Origin of the sequence: Paraburkholderia sp. BL27I4N3, assembly GCF_003386115.1 — a bacterium.
In the GTDB taxonomy this organism is placed as follows: domain Bacteria; phylum Pseudomonadota; class Gammaproteobacteria; order Burkholderiales; family Burkholderiaceae; genus Paraburkholderia.
In genome coordinates, this window is sequence record NZ_QREJ01000001.1 from 1,020,068 (window position 1) to 1,037,921 (window position 17,854).

14 protein-coding genes are annotated in these 17,854 nt (G+C 63.0%); 10 read left to right on the plus strand and 4 right to left on the minus strand.

Annotated features, from left to right (window positions below; translation table 11 throughout):
* Nucleotides 1–139: 139 nt before the first annotated feature.
* The gene (locus B0G71_RS04690) at nt 140–3,736 is read right to left on the minus strand and encodes an indolepyruvate ferredoxin oxidoreductase family protein (protein WP_116140059.1); all 3,597 of its coding nucleotides are present in this window, start codon (nt 3,734–3,736) and stop codon (nt 140–142) included.
* A 97-nt stretch (nt 3,737–3,833) separates the two neighbouring features.
* Between B0G71_RS04690 and B0G71_RS04695 the strand changes: the two genes are divergently transcribed.
* The 4 genes from B0G71_RS04695 to B0G71_RS04710 all read left to right on the plus strand — a co-directional run bounded on the left by B0G71_RS04695 (nt 3,834) and on the right by B0G71_RS04710 (nt 6,825).
* Nucleotides 3,834–4,739 (plus strand): LysR family transcriptional regulator, encoded by a 906-nt coding sequence (locus B0G71_RS04695; protein ID WP_116140061.1) that lies wholly within the window; start codon nt 3,834–3,836, stop codon nt 4,737–4,739.
* A 431-nt stretch (nt 4,740–5,170) separates the two neighbouring features.
* Nucleotides 5,171–5,479 carry a hypothetical protein gene (locus B0G71_RS04700; RefSeq protein ID WP_106279757.1) on the plus strand — a complete coding sequence of 103 codons (309 nt, stop codon included), beginning with the start codon at nt 5,171–5,173 and terminating at the stop codon, nt 5,477–5,479.
* 190 nt (nt 5,480–5,669) lie between these two features.
* Nucleotides 5,670–6,302 carry a hypothetical protein gene (locus B0G71_RS04705; protein WP_116140063.1) on the plus strand — a complete coding sequence of 211 codons (633 nt, stop codon included), beginning with the start codon at nt 5,670–5,672 and terminating at the stop codon, nt 6,300–6,302.
* A gap of 19 nt (nt 6,303–6,321) precedes the next feature.
* Complete coding sequence (locus B0G71_RS04710; RefSeq protein WP_116140065.1) at nt 6,322–6,825, plus strand: M48 family metallopeptidase; 504 nt, start codon at nt 6,322–6,324, stop codon at nt 6,823–6,825.
* Nucleotides 6,826–6,828: 3 nt separating this feature from the next.
* On the opposite strand, the gene B0G71_RS04715 is transcribed toward B0G71_RS04710, so the two are convergent.
* Nucleotides 6,829–9,144 (minus strand): FdhF/YdeP family oxidoreductase, encoded by a 2,316-nt coding sequence (locus B0G71_RS04715; RefSeq protein ID WP_116140067.1) that lies wholly within the window; start codon nt 9,142–9,144, stop codon nt 6,829–6,831.
* A 169-nt stretch (nt 9,145–9,313) separates the two neighbouring features.
* On the opposite strand from B0G71_RS04715, the gene B0G71_RS04720 reads away from it, so the two are divergent.
* Entirely contained in the window at nt 9,314–10,756 is a 1,443-nt protein-coding gene (locus tag B0G71_RS04720; protein WP_116140069.1) for a PLP-dependent aminotransferase family protein, read from the plus strand.
* Nucleotides 10,757–10,775: 19 nt separating this feature from the next.
* On the plus strand, nt 10,776–11,090 hold the full coding sequence (locus B0G71_RS04725) for a helix-turn-helix domain-containing protein (protein ID WP_116140071.1): 315 nt from the start codon (nt 10,776–10,778) through the stop codon (nt 11,088–11,090).
* A 50-nt stretch (nt 11,091–11,140) separates the two neighbouring features.
* Here the strand turns inward: B0G71_RS04725 and B0G71_RS04730 are convergent, their stop codons facing one another.
* Complete coding sequence (locus B0G71_RS04730; RefSeq protein WP_116140073.1) at nt 11,141–11,890, minus strand: SDR family oxidoreductase; 750 nt, start codon at nt 11,888–11,890, stop codon at nt 11,141–11,143.
* A 267-nt stretch (nt 11,891–12,157) separates the two neighbouring features.
* Between B0G71_RS04730 and B0G71_RS04735 the strand changes: the two genes are divergently transcribed.
* Nucleotides 12,158–13,288, plus strand: a complete 1,131-nt coding sequence (locus B0G71_RS04735) for a BMP family ABC transporter substrate-binding protein (RefSeq protein ID WP_116140075.1) — start codon at nt 12,158–12,160, stop codon at nt 13,286–13,288.
* A gap of 43 nt (nt 13,289–13,331) precedes the next feature.
* On the plus strand, nt 13,332–13,874 hold the full coding sequence (locus tag B0G71_RS04740; protein ID WP_181916713.1) for a nucleoside deaminase: 543 nt from the start codon (nt 13,332–13,334) through the stop codon (nt 13,872–13,874).
* 91 nt (nt 13,875–13,965) lie between these two features.
* Here B0G71_RS04740 and B0G71_RS04745 read toward each other — a convergent pair whose 3' ends face one another.
* Nucleotides 13,966–14,544 carry a lysozyme inhibitor LprI family protein gene (locus B0G71_RS04745; protein ID WP_116140077.1) on the minus strand — a complete coding sequence of 193 codons (579 nt, stop codon included), beginning with the start codon at nt 14,542–14,544 and terminating at the stop codon, nt 13,966–13,968.
* Between the two features lie 552 nt (nt 14,545–15,096).
* Between B0G71_RS04745 and B0G71_RS04750 the strand changes: the two genes are divergently transcribed.
* Nucleotides 15,097–17,400 (plus strand): bifunctional diguanylate cyclase/phosphodiesterase, encoded by a 2,304-nt coding sequence (locus tag B0G71_RS04750; protein ID WP_116140079.1) that lies wholly within the window; start codon nt 15,097–15,099, stop codon nt 17,398–17,400.
* 222 nt (nt 17,401–17,622) lie between these two features.
* Nucleotides 17,623–17,811 (plus strand): hypothetical protein, encoded by a 189-nt coding sequence (locus tag B0G71_RS04755; RefSeq protein WP_116140081.1) that lies wholly within the window; start codon nt 17,623–17,625, stop codon nt 17,809–17,811.
* The last annotated feature ends 43 nt before the right edge of the window (nt 17,812–17,854 follow it).

Sequence of the window (17,854 nt, forward strand, 5' to 3'; positions counted from 1 at the left end):
CGGGTTTGTGCAGAAGTAAGCGCCCAAAGCGCACGCCGGCCACGATCCCAATCATCGCCGCTATGGCAAGAAAGTGGCGAGGGCGATGCGGCGACTACGCCCGGGCAAACGCCGTCACGATCATGCATGGTCGTTTTTATCACACCTGTTCAAAAAGTTGAGAAGACGAAACAGGCGGAGCGCCGGCCACATCACCCCGGTATTCAACAAGCCAGCGTTCACGTTTCGCCGCCGCGGCAAGCACATTTCGCTCTTTCACGTGACCGAAGCCGCGAATCTCATCAGGCAGATTGGCGAGCTTCATTGCCGTATCGAATCGAGCGGTGTCGAGCGTCGCGCAGAATTCGTCGATCAGCGCGAAGTACTGCGCGATCAGCTCACGTTCATTGCGCCGTTCTGCCGTCTTGCCGAATACGTCGAAAGTCGTGCCGCGCAGGAACCTGAATTTTTCGAGCACGCGGAACAACGTGAGGGTCCATTGCCCGAAGGGTTGCTTCCTCAGGTGGCCGTGCTCGTCGCGTCTGGCGAGCAATGGCGGCGCGAGATGAAATGCGAGCTTGTAATCGCGGCCCGGCTCGCCTTCGAACTGCGCCCGCAGCTTGTCCATGTAAGCCGGATCCGCATAGAGACGGGCCACTTCGTACTCGTCCTTATAGGTCATCAGTTTCGCCAGATTGCGCGCGACCAGCGGCGTAAGGCGAGGTTTTGCCGCGCCCATAACCGCCGTTTCCTTCGCGCGCAGCCGCTCGACCGCTTCGACATAACGAGCCGCATACCGAGGGTTCTGGTAGGCACTCAACCGCTCGACGTTGCGCTCGATCAACCGGTCCAGCGACTCCGGCATCTGCACGACAATGGCCTGTTGTCTGGCGGGCTGCGGCGTAAAAGCATCCGCGGCGGCTTCACCGTGCTGGGCGACGTAGCGGCCCCATTCGAACGCCAGGCGATTCTTTTCAACGGCCACGCCGTTCAGTTCGATCGCGCGATCGAGACTGTCGTAGCCGAGCGGCAGCCAGCCGCGTTGCCAGGCAAAGCCGAGCAGCAGCGGATTGGCATAGAGCGTGTCGCCAAGCAGCGCGAGCGCGAGACGATTGGCGTCGATGAAGTCGCAGTCGTCGCCGATGCTCGCGCGCAGATCCTGTTGCGTCTGATCGGCCGGGAAACTCCATTGAGGGTCTCGCACGAACTGCGCGGTCGGCGTGGCGCCGCTGTTGATCGCCGCTTTCGTGATGCCGCGTTGCGTGCGTGCCAGCACTTCAGCGGAAGCAGAGACGATCGCATCGCAGCCGAGAATCAGGCGCGCCTCACCGGCCGCAATTCGCGTGGCGTGCAATTGATCGGGTGACGCGGCGATCTGCACATGACTGAGCACGGCGCCGCCTTTCTGTGCGAGCCCGGCCATATCGAGCACGGTGACGCCTTTGTTTTCCAGGTGAGCCGCCATGCCCAGCAAGCCGCCGATCGTCACGACGCCGGTTCCGCCGACGCCTGTCACGAGCACGCCGTACGGCTTCGCGAGTGAAGCAATCGCGGGCCGAGGCAGCGCCGCAAAATCGGGCAATGCAGCCGCGGATTCGGGTTTGGCGGGCTTCTTCACCTGTGCGCCTTCCGCTGTGACGAAACTCGGGCAGAAGCCCTTCACGCACGAAAAATCCTTGTTGCACGACGACTGGTTGATCTTGCGCTTGGTGCCAAGCGGCGTTTGCAGCGGCTCGACCGACAGACAGTTCGATTGCACCGAACAGTCGCCGCAACCTTCGCATACCGCATCGTTGATAAAGGCGCGCTTCGCCGGATCGGGATACGTGCCGCGTTTGCGGCGCCGGCGTTTTTCGGTTGCGCAAGTCTGGTCGTAGATCAGAATCGAGGTGCCCGTCATCTCGCGCAACTCGCGCTGCAAGCGATCGAGTTCGTCCCGGTGATGGACCTTCACGCCGGCTGGAAGACGAATGCTCGCGTCGTATTTTTCCGGCTCGTCGGTCACGATCAGCACGTGCTTCGCGCCTTCCGCAATGACCTGAAACGCGATCTGCGGGACGGTGAGCACGCCGTCCACTGGCTGGCCGCCGGTCATCGCGACCGCGTCGTTGTAAAGCACCTTATAGGTGACGTTCGCGCCGGCCGCAATTGAAGCGCGGATCGCGAGCAGACCCGAATGGAAATAGGTGCCGTCGCCCAGATTGACGAACACGTGACGCTCATTCGTGAAGTGCATCTGGCCGGTCCACGCGACGCCTTCGCCGCCCATCTGGCTGAAGGTCTCCGTGTTGCGGTCCATCCACATCGACATGTAGTGGCAGCCGATGCCGGCCAGTGCGCGCGAGCCTTCCGGCACACGTGTCGAGGTGTTGTGCGGACAGCCCGAACAGAACCACGGTTGGCGCTCCGTCACGGAACGCGGCGTGGCCGCCTCGCGTTCCTTGGCCTCGATCACCGCGACGCGCGCTTCGATGCGCGCCCGCAGATCGGCGGGCAGATCGGCTTTGGCGAGGCGCCGGGCGATCGCTTTCGCGATCAGGGCGGGCGACAGTTCGTAGTGCGCGGGCAGCAGCGTCTGCCCACGCGGCACGGACCATTCACCGCCTTCGTCGTCGCGCTGATCGAACTTGCCGAATACCTTGGGACGCACGTCGTCGCGCCAGTTATACAGTTCCTCCTTGAGCGCATATTCGAGAATCTGGCGCTTTTCTTCCACCACCAGAATCTCGTCGAGCCCGGTTGCGAAGTCGCGTGCGTTCTGCGCATCGAGCGGCCATACGCAACCCACTTTCAGCACGCGGATGCCGATGCGGGCGCAGGTTTCGTCGTCGAGCGAGAGGTCGGCGAGCGCCTGCCGCACGTCGAGATACGCCTTGCCCGCGGTCATGATGCCAAGTCGTGGGTTCGGGCTGTCGATCACCACGCGGTTCAGCCTGTTCGCGCGAACGTAGGCGAGCGCCGCGTACCACTTACAGTTCAGCAGACGCGCTTCCTGCGCGAGCGGCGGGTCGGGCCAGCGGATATTGAGGCCGCCTTCGGGCATGTCGAAATCTTCCGGCAGGACGATCTGCAAACGGTCCGGATCGATGTCGATCGACGCGCTCGATTCGACCACGTCGGTGACGCATTTCATCGCCACCCACAAACCGGCGTAGCGGCTCATGGCCCAGCCGTGCAGACCGTAGTCGAGATACTCCTGCACGCTTGCCGGATATAGCACCGGGATGCCGCTTGCCACGAACATATGCTCCGACTGATGCGCGACCGACGACGACTTCGCCGCATGGTCGTCGCCCGCCAGCACCAGCACGCCGCCGTTCGGATCGGTGCCGGCCGCATTCGCGTGCTTGAAGACGTCGCCGCTGCGATCGACGCCCGGCCCCTTGCCGTACCACATGCCGAATACACCGTCGACCTGCGCGCCCGGCCAGAGATTGAGCTGCTGCGTGCCCCACACGGCAGTCGCGGCGAGATCCTCGTTAACCCCTGGTTGGAACACGACATCGTGTTCCTTCAGATGCTGCTTCGCTTTCCAGAAACCCTGATCGAGCGCGCCGAGCGGCGAGCCGCGATAGCCGGACACGTAGCCCGCGGTGTTGAGGCCGGCGCGGCGGTCGCGCGCCTTCTGCAGCATCGGCAACCGCACCAGCGCCTGAGTGCCGCTCATATAGACGCGGCCCTTTTCCAGCGTGTATTTGTCGTCGAGCGATACCGAGGCAAGCGCGTCACGTAGCGGGGGCGTCAGCGGGGCGTTCAAGAGGAAGTCTCCGGGGGCTTTTATTAGAGGCGGAGTATAGGAAGCGGAATTTCCAACGTAAAATCACGAATACCGAATCCTGCTATTCGAAAAACACATGTCAAAAGACGTTACCTTGCGGCAGATGCGCTACTTCGTGGCGGCAGCCCAGAACGGGCAGTTTTCGATGGCGGCGACCGCCGAGCATGTGTCGCAATCGGCGATTACGAATGCCGTTCTCGCACTGGAGGAAACCCTGGGTACGCGGCTCTTCGAACGCCTGCCTCAGGGCGTCACGTTGACGCCGGACGGGCATGATTTTCTGAATCACGCGAGACACATACTCGATTCGGTGCGCGACGCGGTCTACAAGGCGCCGTTCCGCTCGCACGATCTGAAGGGGACCGTGCGCATTGCGGCGTCGTATACGGTGCTGGGCTATTTTCTGCCCGAGTTGATGGCGCGTTTTCGCGCGACGTATCCCGACATCGCGATCGATCTGCACGACCTGGATCGCGAATCGATCGAACGGGCTGTACTCGCCGGCGACATCGATCTCGGTATCGTTCTGCTCTCCAACGTCGAAAATATCAGGCGTTTCCGGCACCATGTGTTGATCCGCTCGCGTCGGCAGTTGTGGACCGCGCCGACTCATCCTCTCGCGCAACTCAATGCACCTTCGCTCGCGGATATCGCGAGTTATCCGTACATTTTGATTACCGTGGACGAAGGCGAGCAGTCGACGCTGCGCTACTGGAAGCAGAACGACGTCGAGCCGAATATCGCGTTTCGCACGAGCTCGATGGAAGCGTTGCGCGGTCTGGTCGCGCATGGTTTCGGCGTGACGATTCTGTCCGATATGGTGTTTCGCCCGTGGTCGCTGGAAGGCAAGCGGATCGACGCGCGGCCCATTCTCAACGCGATTCCGCAGATGGACGCGGGCATGTTGTGGCGCAAAGGCGCAACGCTGGATACGCCTGCGGTTGCGTTCCAGCAGTTCCTCATTCATGCATGCGGGAGTTGAAAGCAGGGAGTGAGCGGGCCGGCGAGACTGACACTGCATTGCGGGAGTCGAAGCTGGCGGAAGATGCGTATCTGTTTTTCGCATAGCCTCACCATTGTTTTCTTCCTGCGCGATCGACTGTCGGCTCACGCCCAACACCGCGCCTGCATTAGCCTGAGCCAGGGCCCGATGCATCGATTCATTGAGAATCGACCGACGACCTTTTTCGCCTGCCGTCATGCCCAAAGGGAGAGCCAGCGAACTCGTCCAGCCTGCGTCGCGCAGCCGCAAATCTCCGCGGGGCTCGCCCGCCGTGCAGGACGTGGGGCGTCTTGCGAATGTGGCGGTCGGCTCGAACGCGGTGTGCGTATCTGGGCCACGTCAACCTTATCGCCCGCAGATTAAGCGGCGCATAATGCTGAAATCCATTTATCAGGATGACGGAGGTCGACGTGACTACCTTTGCTATTGACGCCGTTCGCATCAACCCGACGAGCGACCGGATCACGCACGTGCGTTGGGCTCCCGTCGACCCGTCGACGCGTGACTGGCTGTCCCCCACGGCGATTGTCGAAGTGCCGGAAGTCGTCGCCGCGATCCGTCGCGGAGATGCTGTTTGGTCCCTTTTTACGCTCGGCGGCACGCGCTTTCTGGGGCCCAAAATCGTCTCTGTCTCGCACACGGACGGCCACGACGGGATTGACACCGACGTCCCCGGCGCACACGTCGAAAAATGCATTGACGACCTGCCGCGCGTTTGATCGCTCCGCCTTCGCGCCATCGACGATCATCCGCTGGAAAAACTACAATAGCGATTTCTGCATGGCTTGAACCCAAGGCGCCGATTCGGTATCTCGGGTTCAAGCCGTCGGCTCGGCTCAAGCAATCCGCATGTCGATCTGCATAACAAGTGTTTCCCGCAGGCCAACCCAGCCCCAACCGAGAAAATCAATGGCCAACGAAAAATCAAAGCGCGCGCGCCGTGCTGCCGAAAGCCTTTTCGGGGCTTTGCCGAGCACCAGCAACACCACCGCCAGCCGGCCCGCGAATCCTTTCGACAACGACCCATTCAACAGTCCCGCCAGCGTGACGCCGAGCGGGGACGAACTGGTCGTCCTGCCGCGCCAATTCGAACTACCGCCCGGCTATGCGGACGCGGCGGCCATGCGCGATGCGCTCGCGCGCACCTGGCGCATGGACTGGATCAAGGTAGGCAAAGGCGAATGCGTGGTCAGGCTGCCGGTCGGATGGCGCGCGGACAAATCGGTGGATGGTGTTTTGCGAATCGAAGCCGCCGGCGTCGTTCGGGCGCAAGGCCGCATCGTGGAGGGCGCCGCATTGCAGATTCTTCCGCGCTACTACCTGAAGGCGGAATTTCATGAATCGAACGACCATTGCCGGATCGTCGTGCGGGATCGCGGCCGTAACAACAGCGTCCTGAAGGATTCGTTCTGGGACACGCGCAGCGGCCCGAACCATCCGCAATGGAAGATTCTGTCCGACTGGCTGGACAAGGAATACCCCGATCACCGCGATCCGCTGCGGTACTGGGACGATTGCGAAGACAATCGCCGCAGCGTTTGAGCGAGTGCCGAGCGGAACCATGTCCCACCTGAAATACCTGACCGGCTACTCGCCCACGCTTCAAGACAAAGTCAAAAAGCTGATCGCCGACGACCAACTCGGCCAGTACCTCGCCACGCGCTATCCGAACACCCACGACGTGCAAACGGACCGGGCGCTGTACGCCTACTGCGCCGACCTGAAGCGCGAACACCTGCGCAGCGCGGACCAGATCGACAAGGTCGCCTACGACAGCAAACTCGACGTCGTGCGTCACGCACTCGGTTTGCACACCAGCATTTCCCGCGTGCAAGGCGGCAAGCTGAAGGCGAAGAAAGAAATCCGCATCGCGTCGCTGTTCAAAGCGGCCGCGCCCGAATTTCTGAAAATGATCGTGGTGCACGAACTCGCTCATCTGAAGGAAAGCGACCACAACAAGGCCTTTTACCGCCTCTGCGAGTTCATGCAACCGGGTTATCACCAGATCGAGTTCGATCTGCGTCTCTATCTGACGCAGCGCGAGCTGGCAAAAAAGCCCGTCTAACGATCAAGCCGCGATCGCCTCGACTTCGGAAGCTTTCAACAAAACCGGAATCGACTTCGACGTCGGCGTCCCCGCACCATCGGCAACCGACGACAGCGGCACGAGCGGATTCGTCTCCGGATAATAAGCGCCGAGACAGCCGCGCGGAATGTCGTACTCCACCAGCAGAAAACCATCGGCGTGACGCTCGATACCGTCGGCCCACACGCTCGTGATATCCACGCGCTGTCCCGCCACGAACCCGAGCATCGCGAGATCGTCCTTGTTGGCGAACAGCACGCGGCGCTGCCCGTACACGCCGCGATAACGGTCGTCGAGACCGTAAATCGTCGTGTTGTACTGATCGTGCGAACGGGTCGTCATCAGCGTCATCAGCCGCTCGCCGTGTTCCTTGCGCGCCTGGTGGATCGGCGTCGCCATGTCGATTGCGTGCACCAGAAACTGCGCCTTGCCGCTCGGCGTTTTCCAGATCCGCTCGCGCGACGCCACGCCGAGGTGGAAGCCGCCAGGATTCTTCAAGCGCTCGTTGTAGTCGGTGAAGCCCTCGATCACTTGCGCGATGCCGTCGCGGATCAGCGAATAATCCGCAGCCTGCGCGAGCCAATCCACTTTGCCGCTGCCGAGCGTCGCATGCGCCATGCGCGCGACGATCGCGATTTCCGACAACAGATTCTCCGATGCCGGTTTGTTCATGCCGTAGGAGATATGCACCATGCTCATCGAGTCCTCGACGCTCACGCCTTGCGCCACGCCGTTCTGCATGTCGATTTCGGTGCGGCCGAGCGTCGGCAGAATCAGCGCGTCGCGTCCATGCACGAGGTGGCTGCGGTTCAGCTTGGTCGTGATGTGCACGGTGAGATCGCACGAGCGCATCGCTTCCCACGTGCGCGGTGTGTCGGGCGTCGCGATCGAGAAATTGCCGCCGAGACCGATGAACACCTTCACCTTGCCGTCGAGCATCGCCTGAATCGTATTGACGACGTCGAGTCCGTGCTCGCGCGGCGGCTCGAAATCATAGACCTCGCCGAGGCGGTCGAGAAACGCCTCAGTCGGCCTTTCCTCGATGCCGACCGTGCGGTCGCCTTGCACGTTCGAATGTCCGCGCACCGGGCACAGGCCCGCGCCGCGCCGGCCGATATTGCCGCGCATCATCATCAGGTTCGACAGGATCTGCACCGTCGGCACCGAATTCTTATGCTGCGTGAGGCCCATGCCCCACGTCGAAATCACGGCGCGCCCCTTCACATAGATGTCGGCGAGTTGCAGCACGTCTTCGAACGGCACGCCGGCTTCGGCGACGATCGTGTCCCAGTTCTCGGCGCGCAAGTCGTCGGCGAAGGCGTCGAAGCCGACGGTATGTTCGGCGATGAACGCGACATCCAGAACGCGTTCCAGGCCCGACGCCAAGGCTTCGTCGTCGAGCTCGATCACGCGTTTGGCGACGCCCTTGATCAGCGCGAAATCGCCGCCGACTTTCGGGCGAATGAACACGGAGCTGATCTTCGTGCTGCCCATCGTCAGCATTTCCACCGGATGCTGCGGGCTCGCAAAGCGCTCGAGCCCGCGCTCCTTCAGCGGATTGATCGACACGATGGTCGCGCCGCGTTTGGCGCACTCGCGCAGTTCGCCGAGCATGCGCGGATGGTTGGTGGCCGGATTCTGGCCGAAGATCAGCAGCGTGTCGGCGTGTTCGAAGTCGTCGAGCGTGACCGTGCCTTTGCCGATGCCGACCGTATGCGGCAAGCCGCGGCTGGTCGCCTCGTGGCACATGTTCGAGCAGTCGGGGAAGTTGTTGGTGCCGTACATGCGCACGAACAACTGGTACAGGAAGGCGGCTTCATTGCTCGCGCGGCCCGAGGTGTAGAAGGCGGCGCGGTCCGGATCGTCGAGGCGCTTCAGGTGATCGGCGATCAGGTCGAACGCTTCGTCCCAGCCGATCGGCACGTAACGGTCGCTCACGGCGTCGTAGACGAGCGGGTCGGTCAGGCGGCCGTGCTGTTCGAGTTCGAAGTCCGACTGCGTCATCAGTTCGGCGATCGTATGTTTTTCGAAGAACGCCGGCGTCACGCGCTTGCTGGTTGCCTCGGCGGCCACTGCCTTCACGCCGTTTTCGCAGAACTCGAAGGTGGACGCATGCTCGCGATCCGGCCACGCGCAGCCGGGACAGTCGAAGCCGTCCGGCTGATTCTGCTTGAACAGCATGCGGTAGTCGCCGCCCGTCACCTTCTCCTTGATCAGGTTGATGGCGACGTATTTGAGCGCGCCCCAGCCAGCGGCGGGGTGCGTATAGGGTTCGATGCGAGCTTCGGGTTTCTTCATGATGTTGCCGCCGGATCGGGCTTGGACGTGGCTGTTGAGCCGATAAGTGCAAGCCTACTGTGTTCCAAAAAGGGCGCAGCATACAGAAAATTGGAAAGGAAAGGGATACAGTTGGCGGGTTTTGTCATAGACTGGCGCCTCAGCCCACGCTCTCGTGTGACTCAAGTCCTTGAAACTGTACGAAAAACTCGCCGACGAAATGACCGAAGCCGTGCGCCGTGGCGTGTTCGCGGCGGGCGAGCGGATTCCGTCGGTGCGGCAGGCGAGCCAGCAGCACGGTGTGAGTATCAAGACGGTGTTGCATGCGTACGCGTTGCTGGAAAGCCGTGGGATTGTCGAAACGCGCCCGCAGTCGGGCTATTTCGTGCGCGATGCGGCGGCGCGGGCGCTCGCACTCGACGAGTTGCGGCCCGGCCGTCCGCATATCCCGCATATGCCGCCAACGCCGCCGGTGGCCGCCGCCGTGGACGTAAGCCGCCTCGTGCTGTCGACTTTGCGCAGCATCCGCGCGCACGACGCCGTGCCGTTCGGCTCGCCGTATCCGGATCCGTCGTTGTTCCCGTGGCGGCGCATCAACCAGTACGCGAACGCGATCGCGCGACGTCACGCGAGCTGGAATCTGATCGACGACCTGCCGCCCGGCAACCCCGAACTGATCCGGCAGATCGCCCGGCGTTATGCCGAGAACGGCGTGCCGGTCGATCCCGACGAAATCGTCATCACGCTCGGCGCGACCGAGGCGATCAACCTGAGCCTGCAGGCGGTCGCCAAACCTGGCGACACGGTGGCCGTCGAGTCGCCGACCTATTACGCGATGCTGCACGCCATCGAACGTCTGGGCATGCGCGCGATCGAGGTGGCGACGCATCCGGTGCACGGCATCGATATCGAGGCGTTGGCTCAGGTGATCGGCGAACAGAAGGTCGCGGCCTGTATGGTGATGCCGAACTTCCAGAACCCGCTCGGTTTCCAGATGCCCGACGCGCGCAAACGACAACTAGTCGAACTGCTCGCGGTGCACGAAATCCCCGTGATCGAGAACGACGTCTATCAGGAACTGTACTTCGGCGAGACGCGGCCATCGACGTTGAAGAACTTCGACACCAAAGGGCTGGTGCTGCACTGCGCGTCGTTTTCAAAGAGTTTGACCGCGTCGTACCGGATCGGCTGGGCGCTGCCGGGACGCTATCGCGCGCAGGTCGAGAAGCTGAAGTTTCTCAATACGCTGACCACGCCGTCGGTGCCGCAAGTCGCGGTCGCCGATTATTTGCGGCAGGACGGCTACGACCGGCATCTGCGGCACGTGCGCAAGGTTTATCGGCAGCAGGCCAGCATCATGACGGCGATGGTGCAGCGGTTTTTTCCGGCCGGCACGCGCATGTCGACGCCGCAGGGCGGCTACGTGCTGTGGGTCGAACTGCCCGAGCGCGTCGATTCGATGCGGCTCTACCAGGCGGCGCTCGTGCGCAGCATCACGGTCGGGCCGGGCATGATGTTTTCAATGCGCGACGATTTTCGCCACTTCATCCGGCTCAACTACAGCTATCCGTGGACCGCGCAGACCGAAGCGGCTTTGAAGACGCTCGGCGAACTGGTCACGCGGATGGCGTAAAAAAGGAGGAGACACTGACATGGAAGACGACGAACTCGATCCGGTGCTGGCGGCCATCCTGACGCAGTTGTGGCGCGCGCATCGTGAAACGCCGGGCGGCGCGTGGTCGCTCGCCAAACTGTCGAAGCAGGCGGGCGTGCCGATGAGCGGCTTGCGGCGTCAGTTGACGGCGCTCGTCGACGGCGGTCTGGTGGATACCACCTTCAACGAGGAAGGCACGGGCGCGGCGCGCCTGAGCGAACTGGGCCGAAGTCTGTGCGGCGAGTTGTTCGGTAACGGCGACGGCGAGCCGCCCGACGAGGATCAGGCGGGCGCGTCGCCGAAACTTCACTGAATCGCGTGGCGCGCAGCGCGAGGCGCGTGCGCGGCTCGCCTGAGCGTGGCTTAAAGCTGGCTCATTCCGCCATCGGCGATGATTTCCGTGCCGACGATAAACGCCGACTCCGGCGCGGACAGATGCAGCACGGTCGAGGCGATTTCTTCCGGCGTGCCGAAGCGGCCGACCGGAACCTGGCCGAGAATCTGCGCGGCGGTGGCTTCGAGCGCGGCGGCGTCGAGGCCGAGCTTGCCGTACAGCGGCGTTTGCACCGGGCCGGGACTGACCACGTTGACGCGCACGCCTTGCGGCAGCAATTCCGCCGAGAGGGTCTTCGCCAGCGAAATCACCGCGGCCTTGCTCGCCGCATACACGGACGACGCCGGCATGCCGATATGCGCATTGATCGATCCGTTGATCACGATCGACGCGCCGCGATTGAGCAACGGCAGCAGTGCCTGAATCTGGAAGTAGGCGCCCTTTACGTTGGTGTTGAACATCGCGTCCCAGAAGGCTTCGTCGACGTCCGGAAACGGCGCGAATTTCGCCATGCCGGCGTTCACGAACACCGCGTCGAGGCGGATGCCGGCGGCGCTGATCGCAGCCGCCAGTTCACGCGCCGACGCCACCGAGCCGGCGTCGTTGCGCATCGCGACGGCATTGGCGCCGAGCGCCTTTCTTGCCGTTTCGAGCGCGTCGGCATCGCGGCCGGTAATGACCACACGGGCGCCTTCATTGGCGAATGCCTGGGCGGCCGCGAAGCCGATGCCGCTGCTGCCGCCGGTGACGAGAACCGACTTACCTTGGAAGCGAGTCATTTTGAATCTCCGAAAGAGTGTTGCGGGTTAGTGAGAGCGATATTGCGCCTGTGCGGAGTGCTTGCCGTACCACTTTTCCGATGCACTCGTTCGAAATTATCGAACATGTTTCCGTGCTACCCAGAATACTGGATTTGTTATGGGTGAGATAACGAATAATAATTTTTCCGCGGAAATTGGCCTTCGAATATGGCCCCCTATGCTGGAGCCTTGCCCGGGTTATCCCGAGCGCTGGGGCAGGCACCTTCAACCATCTTCGGAGAATCCATGAAAACAACGCTGGCGCGAGCGCTGCATCATTCACTGCGCATCAAAACTGTCCGAACCGTTCTCGCCGCGACGCTCGGCGCGACCTTGGCATTCAGTGCCGCAGGGGCGGCCGCGGCCACCACGCAGCCAATCGGCATCGCCTTCGTCTACCTCGGCAATCCGGGCGACGCCGGCTGGACCTACGCGCACGAACAGGGCGTGAAGGCGCTCGAGGCGAAATTCGGCGACAAGATCAAGGTGACGCGCGTGGAGAACGTGCCGGAGTCGGCGGATTCGGAGCGCGTATTCCGCGATCTGGCGTCGAAGGGCAACAAGATCGTGGTGGGTTCGAGCTTCGGCTTTCAGGATTTCGAGCTGAAGGTCGCCAAGGACTTCCCCGATGCCGTGTTCGAACACGCCACCGGCTACAAGAAGGCCGCCAACTTCGCCACCTATGACGTGCGCACCTATCAGAGCGCTTACCTGGCGGGTCTCGTCGCGGGTTATACGACGAAGTCGAACACGCTCGGCTTCGTCGGTTCCGTACCGGTGCCAGAAGTGGTGCGCAACATCAACGCGTTTACGATGGGCGCTCGCTCGGTCAATCCGAATGCGCGCGTGAAGGTGGTGTGGATCAATAGCTGGTTCGATCCGGGCCGCGAAAAGCAGGCCGCCGAAACGCTGATCGGCCAGGGCGCCGACGTGCTGATCCAGAACACCGATTCGACGGCCACGATGCAGACCGCCGAACAGAAGAAAGTGCATGCGTTCGGCTGGGATTCGGATATGAAGAAGTTCGGGCCGAATGCGCAACTCGGCGCCTGCGTGAGCAACTGGGGTGTGTACTACACGCATCTGGTGGATCAGGTGATGGCGGGCACATGGAACAATTCGCCGGTGTGGTGGGGGCTGAAAGAGAAAGCGATCGATCTCGCCGACATCAACACGGACGCCGTTTCGCCGGCCGCGCAAAAGGCCTTGAGCCAGAAGCGCGATGACATCATCTCCGGCAAGTTCAATCCGTTTGCCGGTCCGATCATGGATCAATCCGGCGCGGTGAAGGTCGCGGCCGGCAAGTCGCTGAGCGATCCGGAACTGCTGCGTTTGAACTGGTTCGTGCAGGGCGTGGACGGCTCGCTGCCCAAGTAAAGATTTGCTTCGCTAATCTAACTATTATTCAGGGAGATCGCCCGTGAGTCTGACGGTTTCGACGGCGGCCGCCGCAACGGCCGCCAACTATCCGCCGCAGGGTTTGACGCCCACGCACGAGCAGATCGTGCGGCATCTGCGGCATTCGAGCCGGGTGGCCGAACGGGCGACGCTGCTGGGACATCATCCGTTCGGTGCGGTGCTGGTCGGGCCCGACCAGGAGACGGTGCTGATGGAGCAGGGCAACGTCGACACGGTGAATCACGCCGAGTCGGTGCTGGCGCGCGTGGCGGCGTTGAACTTCACGCCTGAGTATTTGTGGAGTTGCACGCTGTACACGTCGGTCGAACCCTGCTGCATGTGTGCCGGGACGATGTATTGGGCCAACATCGGCCGGGTCGTGTTCGGCATGACCGAGAAGCGCTTGCTGGAAGCGACCGGCGATCACGCCGAGAATCCGACCATGAGCGTGGACTGCCGATACGTGTTTGATCACTGCCAGAAACCGGTCGAGGTGATCGGGCCGGTGCCCGAAGTGGAAGCCGAGGTCATGGCGGTGCAGCGCGGATTCTGGAGCAGCCGCTAGCTGTGCTCGGTGCGCTTGCGCGAGATAAACGCGACGTTGCAACCGTGCTTGCGTGCCCGGCACCGTTGCGCCGGCATGCGCGACGGCCTGGTCATTGCGCGGCGTCCGCCTGCATTTCCGCCGGCGCCAGCATCGCGACGCCGCAGAACCAGTCGCGGCCGTGCGGCTGATGTTTCCACTCACCGCTGGTTTCCTTGAGCACGGTGGAACACTGCTCGTTCACCACGATCCCAGGATTCGCCGCCGTGCACTGACGCATCGCCACCTCGGTGGGTTGCGGGGGCGCCATGAGCGGCCTGCGGCGCGTGTCCGGTTCATAAGGCGTGGAGGATGGTGGCGGCGTTGCGGTTTGCATCCCGTCGATCAGCGTCCGTAGTTCCTCGATACGCGTTGCGTACCACGTCCCCAGACACACCGCATCGCGGCAGTTCGCTTCACGCCACGCCCACTTGCTGTCGCTGTCGGTGAGAAAGGCGCGCCGGTCGCTGACTTGCCGGCGCGCTTTCCAGTACAGATGCCCCAGCGTGTCGTCGAGCTTCGACAGCGCGGGGTCGTTGCAAATCATCTTCTCGGTTAGCGAGCGTCCCCGGTTGCAGTCGAAGCTAGTGGCCTGGGCGACTGGATGCGCGAGCATCAGCGTGGCGATCAGAAGTGGACGGATGAGGGTCATGGCGGTCCCGGCAGTGCATGGCTTTTTCATGCAATGGATGATCGACCGAGTTGCCGGAACACGGAGGCCCGAAAAACGCGTGACTTCGGGTGGGTCGTTACCAGATCTTGCCTCACGGGGACGGCGGGGATCGACGCGGGCGGATGACTTAACGCTTTCAGGTATGTGCCGTGCAATTCGCGCGTGAGCGGACGCATCGCTCGGCAATACAGGGCAATGCGGCGTTCCGTGCGGGGACCACAAGCACTCACTACACTAGCGGGACCGGCCGGTAGGACACACCCGGCCTCCCGGCAAGCCGCCGCAAAGCGTCCCGGCATAATTTGGGTTCCGCTTCGGCAATAGGCGCCGGAACAACACCGCCCGCGCGACGCCCGCGCCAAGGCGCCGTCACCCGCTCCAGCAAGGCCTTTGCGCCATTTCTTCGGCCCCTTAACCGGCCCCATTTGCCAGGCCGTCTCCCGTCCGCGACGAATTAAATGCGCCGGCCTCGCGTAAACCCCGGTGTGCCGCGTACACTAAGTTGCCGATGTCGGGTTAGGGGGCGCACATATGACTTGCGAAGCGACATCAGAAAACAAGCTGGAAGCAGCGCCTGAAGGCCGCTATGGATCGAATCTCGCCGAAGCCGTGGTGGCGTCGGAGCGCACGGTGTTGCGGTTGATCACCCGCAACACGCCGCTGCCGGAATTGCTCGACGAAGTATGCCGCCGCGCGGAAGCGCTGCTGGGGGAAGGCGCGTCCTGTTCGATCCTGTTACTCGATCCAGACGGCGTGCACGCCAGAGTGGGCGGCGCGCCGTCGCTGCCGGCGCATTTCAGCGCGGCGATCGACGGCACGGCGATCGGTTCACGGGCCGGCTCGTGCGGCACTGCGATGTACGAGCGGCGCCTCGTCGTCGTCGAGGATATCGAAACCGATCCGCTGTGGGCCGACTTCCGGCACCTCGCGTTGCCGCTCGGTCTGCGGGCCTGCTGGTCGGTGCCCTTTGAAAACGATTCCGGCTTGGTGCTCGGCGCCTTCGCGGTCTACTACCGCGCGCCGCGCCGTCCGAGCGCCGGCGAAGAAGCGATGCTACGCGACATCGGCCACAGCGTCGGTCTCGCCGTGCATCAGGACACCATGGTCCAGCGCCTCGCGCACAGCGAGGAGCATCACCGGCTGGTGGTCGATCATCTGATCGAAGGGATCGTCGTGCAGTCGCGTGCCGGTATCGTGCTTGCCTGCAATCCGAGTGCGCAGCGCATTTTGCGCACGACCCCGCAGATCGTCGGCCGCAGTATTCATACGGTGATGGTGCGCGCCTATCACGAGGACGGCTCGCTCGTCGCCGACACGGCCCGCCCGACCGCCCAGGTGCTGAGCACCGGCAAGCCCGTGCTCGGCGTCACGATCGGCGTGGAGCTGATCGGCGGCGACATCGTCTGGATCACCGAGAACGTCGTGCCGATCATCAAGCCGGGCGAGAGCGAACCGGGTTCGGTGCTGATTTCGTTTACCGACATCGGACCAGTGCGCGAGGCGCAGCGCCAACTCAAGTTCCTTGCTACCCGCGATTCGCTCACCGGCCTCTACAACCGCGCCTATCTCACGGAGCGGATGCGCGACCTGTTCACGCCGGACATGTCGTCCGGCATGGGCGAACTGGCGAGTGTCGCCGTGCTGTTCGTCGACCTGGACGGTTTCAAAAAGGTCAACGACACGGCGGGCCACGAGGCGGGCGACACCCTGCTTTGCAGCGTGGCGGAGCGCCTCTCGGCGTGCATCTCGCCGGAGGACACGCTCGCGCGCGTGGGCGGCGACGAATTCGTGATCGTGGTCAGCGCGTATGAAAACACCGCGCGTCTGATCGGCCTCGCGCGCCGCATTCTCGACATGATCGCGGTGCCGTTCGCGGTGGCGGACAACGAGTACTACCTGGGCGCGTCGATCGGCATCAGCCGTTTTCCGGAAGACGGCCAGGACGTCGCCACGCTCATGCGCAATGCCGATTCGGCGATGTATCACGCCAAGCAGCGCGGCCGCAACAACTTCCAGTTCTTTACCGCCGAGCTGAATCAGCATCTGCAGCGCCGCTTCACGATCGAGCAGTCGCTGCGGCGCGCGCTCGCCGCCAACGAACTGAGCCTCGTGTACCAGCCGATCGTCGACAGCCACGACGGCCGCACGATCGGCGCGGAGGCGCTCCTGCGCTGGTACAACAGCGAACTGGGCAACGTATCGCCGGGGGAATTCATCCCCGTGGCCGAAGATGCCGGGCTCATCGTCGAAATTGGCGACTTCGTGCTGGCGCGGGCCTGCGAGCAGGTGGCGCAATGGCGGCGCACGCTGGCGCCGGAACTGATCGTCGCGGTGAACCTGTCGCCGCGGCAGTTCAACGACGGCCTGGTGGAGCGGATCGAACGGTGTTTGGCGCAGTCGGGGCTCGAGCCGACGGCGCTGGAGCTGGAGATCACCGAACGGCTGCTGATGAGCGACAGCGAAACCGTCCTGCCGATGCTGAGCGCGCTGAATGCCATGGGCGTGCGCATTTCCGTCGACGATTTCGGCACCGGCTATTCGTCGCTGTCGTATCTGAAGCGCTTCCCGCTGCATAACCTGAAAATCGATCGCTCGTTCGTCGCAGGTTTGCCGGATCATCGCGATTCGATTGCGATTACCCAGGCCGTGGTGGCGATGGCGCACTCGCTCGGCATGAACGTCACCGCCGAAGGGGTGGAAACCGCCGAACAGGCGGCGTTCCTGCGCGCGATCGACTGCGACAAGCAGCAGGGCTATCTGTACAGCCGTCCGGTTGGGGCCAGTGCGTATGCCCGCGGTTTGTGGGACGCGCAGCTCAACGTGGCCGACGCCTGAACGTGCCGGCCGTTCCGCACGCGAGGCCGGAAGCCTTGCCGGGCTTGCGAATGCGGCCTTGAACGGCGCGCGCCGCGCACATGCTGACGGGATTGTTCGGTTTGCTGGACAAGTGACTTCGCGTTCGCGGTATTTATCCGCGAGGCCGGTTTCCCTAAAATCCTCCCATCGAAAAGTAAATTGTGCGCGATGTCGAAGCGGCGTCGTGCGATGGGAGTTGTCATGCCAGATTTAATCAGAGACCAGCTCTACCGGCCCGCGGTGGTCTTACCGATGGTCGCCCTCATGCAGGTGATGGTGTCGCAGGACTTCAATCTCGGCCAGGTCGGCTGGGTGATGGCGTCCCGCGGTGCGCAGGCCGCGCTGCAACGTTCGCGCGAGCTGATCTGCGCCGTGCATTGCCACGCCTGAGTCCAACAGACGGAAAACAGCAGTCATCCGCAACAATCCGCGG